This window comes from Pseudomonas sp. B15(2017), from assembly GCF_002113215.1.
Classification (GTDB): Bacteria; Pseudomonadota; Gammaproteobacteria; order Pseudomonadales; family Pseudomonadaceae; genus Aquipseudomonas.
This window is the reverse complement of the sequence record NZ_NEJZ01000019.1, coordinates 80,543-93,060: the sequence shown is the minus strand read 5'-3', so window position 1 is coordinate 93,060 and position 12,518 is coordinate 80,543. Positions and strand designations below refer to the sequence as shown.

The following is a 12,518-nucleotide window of genomic DNA, read 5'->3' as shown; positions in this document are numbered from 1 at the left end:
ATGCTTGGACGCTGAGCGGTGTGCTTACCTACACGGAGAGTCCGCAATGCCCAGCCCACTGCGCCCGGAACAACGCCGGTTCCCGCTGCATGTGCACATCAGCGTCATGTTCACCTTTCTGCTGTTGCTCACCGGGGTGGTGCTGGGTCTGTTCAACTATCGACAGACCACACAGATCATCCTGTCGAGCAGCGAAAAACTGTTCAATCGCATCGAACAGGATGTACGCCTCGATCTGCAAGCCACTTATGCACCGATCCGGCATTTGCTGAGTCTGTTGGCCGACACCCCTGCCGCCCGGTCTTCCGGTCTCGAACCGCGCCTGGCGCTGCTCAAGCCGTTCAGCCAGTCCCTGACGGACAATCCGGATCTGGCCTCGCTGTATCTGGGATATGGCAACGGCGACTTCTTCATGGTTCGTCCTTTGCGCACGCCGGCGCTGAAAAACCTGCTCAAGGCACCCGAGGCAGCGGCTTTTCAGGTCTGGAGCATCGAACACGACGCCAGCGGTCAGGCGCATTCGCAGTCGCTGTTCTTCGATCAGGTCCTGTCCCCGGTCGGCCGGCAGGACAACCCCGACGATCCTTATGATCCCCGCAGCCGGGCGTGGTACATCAACGCGCGGCAGCAGACCGAACAGATCACCACTGAACCCTACGTCTTTTTCTCCACCCGCAACGTCGGCACGACACTGGCTCGGCGCAGCGGTGCTGACGCGGTGATCGGCGCCGACCTGACCCTCGACGCACTCTCCGCAACCCTGATCAAACACGTGGTGACACCCGCCACGGAAATCGTCCTGTTCGACGCCGACGGCAATGCCGTGGCCTATCCCGACAGCAGCCGGTTGATCGTCGATGACCGAACCGCGCGTCTGGCCAAGGCTGCCGACTTGAGCCCTGCCCTGCATGCCTTGTTTTCCGGTCACCAGGGCAATCGGATCAAGGCCGACGGCCGGCAATGGATTGTCGCCCGCAGCCAGTTGCAGGAAGGTGGGCCGAAGGGCTTGCAGATGGCGTTGCTGGTGCCGGAGGACGAGTTGCTGGTCGACGCCTATCGCATGCGCTGGCAAGGCGCGCTGATCACGCTGGCCACCCTTCTGCTGTGCCTGCCGCTGGGCTGGCTGATCTCGCGAATTCTGGTCAAGCCGCTGCATGCGCTGGTCAAGGAGGCCGACGCGATTCGCAGTTTCGATTTCAATTTTCCCGTGACCCGACGTTCGCCGGTGCTGGAGGTCGACCAGTTGAGTCTGTCGATGGCCCGCATGAAAGACACTCTGGCCAGCTTCTTTCGGATCACCGACAGTCTGACCGCCGAAACCCGCTTCGCCCCGCTGCTGCAACGGGTGCTGTTCGAGACCGTGCAGATCGCCCAGGCCCAAGCGGGCCTGATTTATCTGCGCGAAAACGATGGCGATCGCATGGAGCCCTGCGGTCTGGTGGTCGACGGCGAGTCCCAAAGCCTGGCCGCGTTCGATATTCAGGGGCACAACCTTGACACCGCTCCGAGTCCCGAATGGTTCCGACAACTGGCGAACGCCAACACGGTCGTGAGCAATCTGGGTTTCGAACAGGCCACCGACCTGCAGAAAGTGCTGCTGGCCATGGAATCGCCGAGGGCTCATCTGATCGGTATCCGCCTGCATAACCGGCACAACGAGACCGTCGGCCTGCTGGTACTGCTGATCAATGACAGCGGTACGGCGAGCGATCTGGAAAAGCTGCGGCCCGATCGCATCGCCTTCCTGCAAGCGGTGTCCGGGGCGGCGGCGGTGAGTATCGAGAGCCAGCGCCTGCAAGCCCGGCAGAAACAATTGCTGGACGCGTTCATTCAGTTGCTGGCCGGCGCCATCGACGCCAAGAGCCCTTATACCGGCGGGCATTGCCAGCGCGTGCCGGAGCTGACGCTGATGCTCGCCCATGCCGCAGCGGCCAGTCAGGCACCGGCGTTCAGTGACTACCAGCCGAACGAAGACGAATGGGAGGCCCTGCATATTGCCGCGTGGCTGCACGATTGCGGCAAGGTCACGACCCCGGAATACGTGGTCGACAAAGCCACCAAACTGGAAACCCTGAACGATCGTCTTCATGAAATCCGCACCCGCTTCGAAGTGCTCAAGCGCGATGCATGGGTCAGCTACTGGCAAGCCGTGGCCATGGGCGGCGATGAACGGCAACTGGCCGAGCTGCGCGACGCAACCCTGACAGCACTGGATGACGATTTTGCATTCGTCGCCCACTGCAATCTGGGCAGTGAAGCGATGGCCGAGGCCGATCTGCAACGTCTGCAACGTATTGCGCAACGTACCTGGACCCGCACGCTGGATGATCGACTGGGCTTGTCGTGGGAAGAGAACCGGCGTCAGGCACGCACCCCGGCACCGACCTTGCCGGTCAGCGAACCGCTGCTGGCGGACAAGCAGGAACATCTGCTGGAACGCGCCGAGGGCGAGCTGATTCCGGAGGACAATCCGTGGGGCTTCAAGCTCGACGTGCCGCCTTACAAATACAATCGCGGCGAGCTCTACAACCTCAGCATTCCTCGGGGCACGCTGACCCGCGAAGAACGTTACATCATCAACCACCACATGGTGCAGACGATCCTGATGCTCAGTCACCTGCCCTTCCCCGGGCATTTGAACAGCGTGGCGGAAATCGCCGGGGGGCATCACGAAAAGATGGATGGCACCGGTTATCCCAAGCGCCTGAAACGCGAAGACATGAGCCTGCCGGCGCGGATGATGGCGATTGCCGACATCTTTGAAGCCCTGACCGCCGCCGACCGCCCGTACAAAAAGGCCAAGTCCCTCAGTGAAGCGCTGGGGATCATGGCCACCATGTGCCGCGAGGCTCACATCGATGCCGAGCTGTTCGGGCTGTTCGTTCGCGATGGCGTGTATCTGCAGTACGCCACGCGTTTTCTCGATCCACGGCAGATCGATGCCGTGGACCCGGCGGCCGTGCTGCTCAAGGCAGGCCTGGCGGTGTGATCAGCAGTCGGTCAGGCGCAGGAAAATCGCCGCCAGCTGTTCGATCCCGGCCTGATCCTCGGCACCGAAACGCGCGAGCTTCGGGCTGTCGAGGTCGAGCACACCGATCAGACGACCGTCCTTGACCAACGGCACAACCAGCTCGCTGTTCGACGCACTGTCGCAGGCGATATGGCCGGGGAACGCGTGAACGTCTTCGACCCGTTGCGTCTGCAGGCTGGCAGCCGCCGCGCCGCACACACCGCGACCGAACGGAATGCGCACGCAGGCGATCTGGCCCTGGAACGGGCCAAGCACCAGCTCTTCGTTGCGATTGAGGTAGAAACCGGCCCAGTTCAGGTCATCGAGCTGGTTGTACAGGAACGCCGAAAACTGCGCGGCGTTGGCGATGAAATCGCGTTCGTCCGCCAGCAGCGACTCCAGTTGCGCGGCCAACATGCCATAGCCTTCGAGGCCCTGGCCGCTCTGTTGCAAATCAATCATGCCTTGTGCTCCAACAATTTCAGTCCCACCCAGTAACGGGCGAATTGGTATGCGCAACGTCCGTTGCGATTGCCACGACCGGTTGCCCAGCGCACGGCGAGGATGTCCAGTTGTTCGTCGCGCTCCCAGCTCAGGCCGGCCTTGGTGGCCAACTGGCCTATCCAGTGCTCGACGACGTTGAGGAAATGTTCCTGGGTAAACGGATAGAACGACAGCCACAGGCCGAAGCGATCCGACAGCGCGATCTTGTCTTCCACCGCCTCGCTCGGATGCAGCTCGCCATCGACGCGCTTCCAGTTTTCGTTGTCGCTTTCCTTTTCCGGCACCAGATGGCGACGGTTGGAGGTGGCGTACAGCAACACGTTGTCCGGCGCCTGTTCGAGCGAGCCGTCGAGCACGCTTTTCAGCACGCGGTAGTCGCCTTCGCCGGACTCGAACGACAAGTCGTCGCAGAACAGCACAAAGCGCTGCGGCAGCTTGGCGATCTGCTCCACCACCCGTGGCAGGTCCGCCAGGTGATCGCGCTCGATTTCGATCAGACGCAAACCGGCCGAGGCATGTTCAGCCAGCAGCGCGCGCACCAGCGACGATTTACCGGTGCCGCGCGAACCCCACAGCAGCGCATGGTTGGCCGGCATGCCGTCGAGAAACTGCTGGGTATTTCGGCCCAGTTGCTCCAGCTGCCGGTCGACACCGATCAGGTCCGACAGACGCATGTCGAGGCTGACTTCCAGCGGCAGCAGATAACCGCTGCGACCGTCACGCTGCCAGCGTGCAGCCAGGCAGGTACCCCAGTCGATGACCGGGCGTGGAGCCGGCAGCAGCGGTTCGATCCGCGCCAGAACCGACTCGGCGCGCTCAAGAAAAGCATTCAATCGGGAATCCACGTCTTCTCCTCGGGCTCGTTCACAGTGATGATGGCGGTGCAGCGACGACAGACAGCGTTCGAAACCTGTCCCGGCCCTTGCTACAAGGCGCTTCGGGAACTCAGGAGTCCGTGCATGATCGACTATGCTTGAGCAGCGAAGGGAAACGGAAGTGGTTCAACACCCCATGGATATCAAATTCACCCACCGGCTGTCGTACAAACAGGCCCGGCTTACCGTGCTGGTCGGGTTCATTCTGGGCACGCTGCTCAGCCTGCTGCAAATCGGCATCGATTATGCCAGTGAAGACGCGTCCATCAACCGTGAAATCCTGTCTTTGCTGGAAATCAGTCACAACCCGGCCTCGCGCATCGCCTACAACATCGATGCCGAACTGGCGCAGGAGCTGACCCTGGGACTGCTGCGCTCGCCGGCCATCATTTCCGCACGCCTGACCGACAACAACCAGACGGTGCTGGCCAACGTCAAACGCCCGGAGCTGCAAAGCGGCTACCGGATGATCAGCGACTTCCTGTTCGGCGCCAAACGCCAGTTCGAAGACCGCCTCTATCTCGATCACTTGCCCAACGAATCCCTCGGCACCCTCAGCCTGGAAGTCGACACCTACGCGTTCGGCAGCCGCTTCCTGCGCCGGGCCGAGGTCACGCTGATCAACGGTTTCGCCCGCAGCCTGATTCTCACCGGGATCCTGCTCGCGCTGTTCTACGTGATGCTGACCAAACCGCTGGTGCGGGTGATCCGCGAACTCAGCAGTCGCGACCCGCGCAGTGCCGAACCGACCACCCTTGAATGTCCAGGCGGACACGCCAATGACGAGATCGGCGTACTGGTCAAGGTGGCCAATCAGCAGTTCGAGAACATCGCCACGGAAATCCAGCAGCGGCGCAATGCGGAAAACCGGCTCACCGACTACCTCGCGCAACTCGAAGACATCGTGTCCGCGCGTACCGCCGAGCTCAAGGCGATCAACGCGCGCCTAAGCCAGTCCAACCGGGAACTGGAAGTGGCCCGCAGCACCGCACTGGACATGGCCGAGGCACGCTCGGCATTTCTCGCCAACATGAGCCACGAGATCCGCACCCCGCTCAACGGCCTGCTGGGGATGATCGCCCTTTCGCTCGACGGCCCGCTCAACCCCGAACAACAGCAACAACTGTCCATCGCTCACGACTCTGGCAAGGTATTGGTGGAGCTGCTCAACGATATTCTCGACCTGTCGAAATTCGATGCCGGGCAACTGGAGCTCGAACATATTCCGTTCGATCTCGGTTCGCTGATCGAAGACACCGCCAACCTGCTGTCGCAGAACGCGGCGCCGAGTGTCGAGCTGACTTGCCTGATCGATCCGTACTTCCCGGCACTGGTGCTCGGCGATCCGACCCGGGTCAGGCAGATCGTCAGCAATCTGTTGTCCAATGCCCTGAAATTCACTCGCTTCGGCCGGGTCGACGTGCGCTTGTCTACCTGGAAGGACGGTGTCCGGATCGAAGTCTGCGACACCGGCATCGGCATCGCCCAGGAAGCGCAGGTGAAGATTTTCCAGCCGTTCACCCAGGCGGGGGCCGGCATCACCCGCCAGTACGGCGGCACCGGGCTCGGCCTGGCACTGACCCATAACCTGTGCGAAGCCATGCAGGGGCGCCTGACCATCAGTTCCGAAGTGGGTTTCGGCAGTCAGTTCTGCGCCGAACTGCCATTGCCCTGCCACACCCGCGCGGTGATTCCGCCACCGTTGCACGGCAAGGTGCTGGCAATCACCAGCGCGGTCAGCGGGCTGGCAGAGCTGCTGGAAAGTCTGCTGCCGGTCTGGGGGCTGACCTACGAGCAGCGAACCCTCGACGATCCACTGCTTGGCCTGTCCCCCGACGTCATCATCACCGACTGCCCCGAATGCCTGTTCGGCCTGCGCCCGGCGATGACGGCGCCGATTCTGCTGGTAACCGCTTACGGAAGTTTCATGCCGGGTGAGGAAGCCACGGCCCTCGCGCCGTTGCAGCAGCAGGCGCGACCACTGGCCCGCAACGCGCTGTATCAGAATCTGCGCCGGACGCTGTTGCCGGACCTCTCCACCATCGACCGCGCGCGCCTCGAAAGCGTGCCGTCGCAGCGACGCGGTCGGGTGCTGCTGGTGGAGGACAACCCGGTCAACCAGTTGGTGGCCAAGGGCATGCTGGGGAAACTCGGCTGCGAAGTGGTCGTCGCCGCCCATGGTGTGGAAGCGCTGGATCAGCTGGAGCACGACGATTTCGACCTGGTGCTGATGGACTGCAACATGCCTGTGATGGACGGCTACGAAGCCAGTCGCCAGATTCGCCAGAGCGGCCGCTGGCCGCATCTGCCGATTGTCGCCCTGACCGCCAACGCCATGTCCGAGGAACGCGAACGCTGCAGGGCGGCGGGCATGAGCGACTATCTGGCCAAACCGTTTCGCCGTGAAGAGCTGGCGGCGCTGCTGGACCAGTGGATTCCGACTACGACAGTGCCTTGATCTGCCCCAGCAAGTGATCGAGACCGTCACGCAAGACATTGAGCCGGTCCAGATCCACCCCGCTGTCGCACAGCAGCCGTGCTTTCAACGGCCCGACCTGTTCACGCAGCGCTTGCCCCTGAGGTGTGAGGCTCAGATGTACCTCACGCTCATCTCGGGCCGAGCGCTGACGCTGGACCAGCTGCAGTTGCTCCAGACGCTTTAGCAGCGGCGTCAGCGTGCCGGAATCCAGTGCCAGACGCTCACCCAGCGCCTTGACCGTGGGTTGCTCCGGCACGGTTTGCTGCCATTCCCACAACACCAGCATCGCCAGGTATTGAGGGTAGGTCAGGCCGAGCTGTTCGAGCATCGGCTTGTAAGCACGAATCACCGCCCGCGAAGCGGCATACAACTTGAAACACAGCTGGCTGTCGAGCTTCAGCGAATCGGCGGACAAGCTGTTCATTTGAGCAGGGCTTCGATCTCGCGGCTCAGATCCTGCGGCTTGGTAGCCGGGGCGAAGCGCTTGACCAACTGGCCGTCCTTGCCGATCAGGAATTTGGTGAAGTTCCACTTGATGCCCTGGGAGCCCAGCACGCCTGGCGCGCGTTTCTTCAATTGCACGAACAGTGGGTGCGCGTCGGCACCGTTGACTTCGATCTTCTTGAACAGCGGGAAGCTGACCCCGTAGTTCAGCTCGCAAAACTCGCTGATGGCGCCCTCGTTACCCGGCTCCTGCTTGCCGAACTGATTGCACGGAAAACCCAATACCACCAGGCCCTGATCCTTGTAGGTCTGCCACAGCTCCTCAAGGCCTTTGTACTGCGGGGTAAAACCGCATTTGCTGGCGGTATTGACCACCAGCACTGCCTTGCCGGCGAAGTCGGCGAGGGTCTTTTGCTCGCCTTTGATGGTGGTGCACGGAATGTTCAGCAGGTTATCGCTCATGGTGCGCACTCTTGAAAATGGATAGGCGGCAAAAATAGCGAGCAATTGAATTGTGTGCAATTTAATTATTCGAAAGGCGACCCGTGGATCGCCCATTTCGGTTACTCGCGCGGCACCAGGTCCAGGCACACCGAGTTGATGCAGTAACGCAGACCGGTCGGCGGCGGGCCGTCAGGGAACACATGGCCCAAGTGCGCATCGCACCTGGCGCATTTCACTTCGGTGCGGATCATGCCGTGGCTGGTGTCACGGATTTCGGTCATGGCGTTGTCGCCGATCGGCGCGTAGAAGCTTGGCCAGCCGCAGCCGGAGTCGAATTTGGTCCTGGAGTCGAACAACGGCTCGTTGCAGCAGATGCAGTGGTAGACGCCATCGGTCTTGGTGGCGTTGTACTTGCCGGAGAACGGCCGCTCGGTGGCGCTCAGGCGGCACACGTTGAACTGCTCGGGGTCGAGCATCGCCCGCCATTCTTCCAGGGTCTTTTCAATCTTTTCCATCATCACACCTCAGCGGCTGAAAAAGCCCGATCTGTACCTTTTCCACGGATCGGGCGGCACGTATGATTGCGCCTCGTCACACGCCAGTCTGGCAGCGGGTTCCTGCGCATTCAAACGGATTGTTGGAAACCGCCGCCCAAGACACCTGCCTGTGTGAAGACGCAGGATTCCCAGCACGGTTGTCCACCCGCCGCCTGGATCGTTCATTTTCGGGATCACATCGCCATGCAGTTCAGCAAATCGAACAAGCTCGCCAACGTCTGCTACGACATTCGCGGCCCGGTGCTCAAGCACGCCAAACGCCTGGAAGAGGAAGGCCATCGCATCCTCAAGCTGAACATCGGCAACCCGGCGCCCTTTGGTTTCGAAGCGCCGGACGAAATTCTCCAGGATGTGATCCGCAACCTGCCGACCGCCCAGGGCTACAGCGATTCCAAAGGCCTGTTCAGCGCGCGCAAGGCGGTGATGCAGTACTACCAGCAGAAACAGGTCGAAGGTGTCGGCATCGAAGATATCTACCTGGGCAACGGCGTGTCCGAGCTGATCGTGATGTCGCTGCAGGCGCTGCTCAACAACGGCGACGAAGTGCTGGTGCCGGCGCCGGACTACCCGCTGTGGACCGCAGCCGTGAGCCTGGCCGGCGGTAACGCGGTGCATTACCTGTGCGACGAAGGTGCCGACTGGTTCCCGGACCTGGCCGACATCAAGGCCAAGATCACCCCGAACACCAAGGCGATGGTGATCATCAACCCGAACAACCCGACCGGCGCGGTGTATTCGAAGGAAGTGCTGCTGGGCATGCTCGAACTGGCCCGCCAGCACAATCTGGTGGTGTTCTCCGACGAGATCTACGACAAGATCCTCTACGACGACGCCGTACACATTTGCACCGCCTCGCTGGCCCCGGACTTGCTGTGCCTGACCTTCAACGGTCTGTCCAAGTCGTATCGCGTGGCGGGTTTCCGTTCCGGCTGGATCGCCATTTCCGGGCCGAAACACAACGCCCACAGCTATATCGAAGGCATCGACATGCTGGCCAACATGCGCCTGTGCGCCAACGTGCCGAGTCAGCATGCAATCCAGACCGCTCTGGGCGGCTATCAGAGCATCAACGATCTGGTACTGCCGCAAGGTCGCCTGCTGGAACAGCGCAACCGGACCTGGGAATTGCTCAACGACATTCCCGGCGTAAGCTGTGTGAAGCCGATGGGCGCGCTGTACGCGTTCCCGAAGATCGACCCGAAAGTCTGCCCGATCCACAACGACGAGAAATTCGTGCTCGACCTGCTGCTCTCCGAGAAGCTGCTGGTGGTGCAAGGCACGGCGTTCAACTGGCCGTGGCCTGACCACTTCCGCGTGGTCACCCTGCCGCGGGTCGATGACCTGGACATGGCCATCGGTCGTATCGGCAACTTCCTCAAGTCCTACCGCCAGTAACCGGCGCTCAGTGCGCAACGGCCCGAACGTTGCGCACTGTCTGATTCAGCAACACTTCTGCTCCACCCCTCCTCCAGCACCTTCTACACTTGCGACTCATATGAATCATGCGTGCCTGAGGCAATGAGACCGGGTGCCGCGTGCCTGTCATCCATAACGGTTTCGGCAGTGGGAAATGTCCCATGCCCGGCGAATCCGGTGTAGGACACAGTTTGAAATAGTCACTCGGTTGAATCGCCAGGTGCCGCACCTTATATACCCCGCAGTACGCTACATCTTTAGCTTGAGGAGATTTCTACAACCATGATGCGCATCCTGCTGTTCTTGGCCACTAACCTGGCGGTCGTGCTGATAGCCAGCATCACCCTGAGCCTTTTCGGCTTCAACGGGTTCATGGCGGCCAACGGGGTTGACCTCAACCTCAATCAGCTGCTGGTTTTCTGTGCAGTCTTTGGTTTCGCCGGTTCCCTGTTCTCGCTGTTCATCTCCAAGTGGATGGCGAAGATGAGCACCAGCACCCAGGTCATCACCCAGCCACGCACTCGCCACGAACAATGGCTGCTGCAAACCGTCGAGCAACTGTCCCGGGAGGCCGGGATCAAGATGCCCGAAGTCGGGATTTTCCCGGCCTACGAAGCCAACGCCTTCGCCACCGGCTGGAACAAGAACGACGCTCTCGTCGCGGTCAGCCAGGGCTTGCTCGAGCGCTTCAAGGAAGACGAAGTGCGGGCCGTGCTGGCCCACGAGATCGGCCACGTGGCCAACGGCGACATGGTTACCCTGGCGCTGATCCAGGGCGTGGTGAACACGTTCGTGATGTTCTTCGCGCGGATCATCGGCAACTTCGTCGACAAGGTGATCTTCAAAAACGAAGAAGGCCAGGGCATGGCCTACTACATCGCGACCATCTTCGCCGAACTGGTACTGGGCATTCTGGCCAGCGCAATCGTGATGTGGTTCTCGCGCAAACGCGAGTTCCGTGCCGACGATGCCGGTGCACGTCTGGCCGGTACGGGCGCAATGATCAACGCCTTGCAACGTCTGCGCGCCGAACAGGGCCTGCCGGTGCACATGCCTGACACCCTGAACGCCTTCGGCATCAACGGTGGTATCAAACAAGGGTTCGCCCGCATGTTCATGAGCCACCCGCCGCTGGAAGAGCGTATCGACGCTCTGCGTCGTCGCGGCTGATCAAACCGGCGCAACCATGAGAAGGCCCGCAGTGATGCGGGCCTTTTTTTGCCTGTCGATTACTGCCCGGAAATCCGGTACACCCGCTCTTCCAGCCGAGTTACGCCGGCCTGCACGAACTTCCAGCTATCACCGAGCACGTCCTGTTCTTCCAGCATCTCGACGCGCCAGACACGGCCCAGCAAACGCTGCACTTCGGCATCGTCCACGGAAAAGGGCGGCCCAGGCATCTGCGACTGGTCGTAATCCAGCGTCACCAGCAGCCCTCGGCAAGCCGGCAACAGACCCTGCAAGTGCGCTGCATAACGTTCGCGCATCGACGGCGGCAAGGCAATCACCGCCGCCCGGTCGTACAAGGCGGTGCAACCGGCCACATCAGCCGCCGTCAGCAAGAAGAAATCCCCGCACCACAACTCGATCGCGCCGGCGCGATAAATCTTGAAGTCGCCCTGCTCGCTGACCTGCGGCTGCAATTGCTGCTCAAGGAAAAAGTCTTCCACGGCCTTCTCCGACAGCTCGACGCCGAGCACCTGATAGCCACGGCCGGCGAGCCACAGCAGATCCAGGCTTTTCCCACACAACGGCACCAGCACACGTGCCTGCGCCGGGATGGCCAGATCGGGCCAGTGCCGCTGCAAATACGGATTCACCTGACGCTGGTGAAAGCCGATCTGGTTCGATTCCCACTTCTTGTGCCAAAACTCCGGCTGCATGCATCCTCCCAAGAATTCGATCAAAAGGCGTTAAAACTTATATTGGAATTAGATCAATGAACTGACTGAAGATGAGCCATCTTAACGCTCAGGAACCCTTCCATGTTTCCCAGCCTGTTTATCTCTCACGGCTCACCTATGCTGGCGCTGGAACCCGGCGCCAGCGGCCCGGCCCTGGCGCGACTGGCAGCCGAACTGCCACGTCCGAAAGCCATCGTCATCGTTTCCGCCCATTGGGAAAGTCATGAACTGCTGGTCAGCAGCCATCCGCAACCGGAAACCTGGCACGACTTCGGCGGTTTTCCCCGCGCGCTGTTTGAGGTGCAGTATCCAGCTCCGGGCGATCCTCAACTGGCTCGCGAGGTCGCCGACTTGCTGACCGCCAACAACCTGCCGGCGCGTCTCGATCCGCAACGACCGTTCGATCACGGCGTGTGGGTGCCACTGTCGCTGATGTATCCGCAGGCGGATATACCGGTGGTTCAGGTTTCCCTGCCCAGCCGAGGTGGCCCGGCGCTGCAGAACCGCGTCGGCCAAGCGCTGGCCAGCCTGCGCGATCAAGGCATTTTGTTGATCGGCTCCGGCAGCATCACCCACAACCTGCGGGAACTGGACTGGCACGCCGGCCCGGAAAGCGTCGAGCCCTGGGCCCGGGACTTTCGTGACTGGATTGTCGACAAGCTTGCGGCCAACGATGAAGCTGCCCTGCACGATTACCGCCAGCAGGCACCGAATGCCGTGCGCAGCCATCCAAGTGATGAACACCTGTTGCCGCTGTACTTCGCCCGAGGTGCCGGCGGTGATTTCAGCATTGCCCATCAAGGCTTCACCATGGGCGCGCTGGGCATGGACATCTACCGCTTCGGCTGATGCCCGAATTGCAGGCAAAAAAAATCCCCGAACCAG

General features: G+C 61.4%; 11 protein-coding genes. 5 read left to right on the top strand and 6 right to left on the bottom strand.

Annotated elements, in window-relative coordinates:
* The first annotated feature begins 46 nt into the window (after positions 1–46).
* The gene (locus tag CAF73_RS24570; protein WP_085704430.1) at positions 47–2,989 is read left to right on the top strand and encodes an HD domain-containing phosphohydrolase; all 2,943 of its coding nucleotides are present in this window, start codon (positions 47–49) and stop codon (positions 2,987–2,989) included.
* On the opposite strand, the gene CAF73_RS24565 is transcribed toward CAF73_RS24570, so the two are convergent.
* Positions 2,990–3,472 carry a GAF domain-containing protein gene (locus CAF73_RS24565; protein WP_085700063.1) on the bottom strand — a complete coding sequence of 161 codons (483 nt, stop codon included), beginning with the start codon at positions 3,470–3,472 and terminating at the stop codon, positions 2,990–2,992.
* Positions 3,469–4,359: an ATP-binding protein gene (locus CAF73_RS24560; RefSeq protein ID WP_085700061.1), complete on the bottom strand. Its 891-nt coding sequence runs from the start codon at positions 4,357–4,359 to the stop codon at positions 3,469–3,471. Before CAF73_RS24560 ends, CAF73_RS24565 begins: the two co-directional genes overlap by 4 nt.
* Positions 4,360–4,483: 124 nt before the next feature.
* Between CAF73_RS24560 and CAF73_RS24555 the strand changes: the two genes are divergently transcribed.
* Positions 4,484–6,847 carry a response regulator gene (locus tag CAF73_RS24555; protein ID WP_371917935.1) on the top strand — a complete coding sequence of 788 codons (2,364 nt, stop codon included), beginning with the start codon at positions 4,484–4,486 and terminating at the stop codon, positions 6,845–6,847.
* On the opposite strand, the gene CAF73_RS24550 is transcribed toward CAF73_RS24555, so the two are convergent.
* The 3 genes from CAF73_RS24550 to msrB form a co-directional block, all read right to left on the bottom strand.
* Positions 6,831–7,292, bottom strand: coding sequence for a MarR family winged helix-turn-helix transcriptional regulator (locus tag CAF73_RS24550; RefSeq protein ID WP_085704428.1), 462 nt, complete (start codon positions 7,290–7,292; stop codon positions 6,831–6,833). The genes CAF73_RS24555 and CAF73_RS24550 overlap by 17 nt on opposite strands.
* Complete coding sequence (locus tag CAF73_RS24545) at positions 7,289–7,774, bottom strand: glutathione peroxidase (RefSeq protein ID WP_085700054.1); 486 nt, start codon at positions 7,772–7,774, stop codon at positions 7,289–7,291. The genes CAF73_RS24550 and CAF73_RS24545 overlap by 4 nt, the downstream gene beginning before the upstream one ends.
* A 101-nt stretch (positions 7,775–7,875) precedes the next feature.
* Positions 7,876–8,271 carry a peptide-methionine (R)-S-oxide reductase MsrB gene (gene msrB, locus CAF73_RS24540; RefSeq protein ID WP_085700159.1) on the bottom strand — a complete coding sequence of 132 codons (396 nt, stop codon included), beginning with the start codon at positions 8,269–8,271 and terminating at the stop codon, positions 7,876–7,878.
* A gap of 225 nt (positions 8,272–8,496) precedes the next feature.
* Between msrB and CAF73_RS24535 the strand changes: the two genes are divergently transcribed.
* Together CAF73_RS24535 and htpX are read left to right on the top strand one after the other, a co-directional pair.
* Positions 8,497–9,708 carry a pyridoxal phosphate-dependent aminotransferase gene (locus CAF73_RS24535; protein ID WP_007955711.1) on the top strand — a complete coding sequence of 404 codons (1,212 nt, stop codon included), beginning with the start codon at positions 8,497–8,499 and terminating at the stop codon, positions 9,706–9,708.
* A gap of 303 nt (positions 9,709–10,011) precedes the next feature.
* Positions 10,012–10,899 carry a protease HtpX gene (gene htpX / locus CAF73_RS24530; protein WP_085700052.1) on the top strand — a complete coding sequence of 296 codons (888 nt, stop codon included), beginning with the start codon at positions 10,012–10,014 and terminating at the stop codon, positions 10,897–10,899.
* A 59-nt stretch (positions 10,900–10,958) separates the two neighbouring features.
* Here the strand turns inward: htpX and CAF73_RS24525 are convergent, their stop codons facing one another.
* Entirely contained in the window at positions 10,959–11,612 is a 654-nt protein-coding gene (locus CAF73_RS24525; RefSeq protein ID WP_085704426.1) for a thiopurine S-methyltransferase, read from the bottom strand.
* Positions 11,613–11,714: 102 nt separating this feature from the next.
* On the opposite strand from CAF73_RS24525, the gene CAF73_RS24520 reads away from it, so the two are divergent.
* The gene (locus tag CAF73_RS24520) at positions 11,715–12,482 is read left to right on the top strand and encodes a class III extradiol ring-cleavage dioxygenase (protein WP_085704424.1); all 768 of its coding nucleotides are present in this window, start codon (positions 11,715–11,717) and stop codon (positions 12,480–12,482) included.
* The last annotated feature ends 36 nt before the right edge of the window (positions 12,483–12,518 follow it).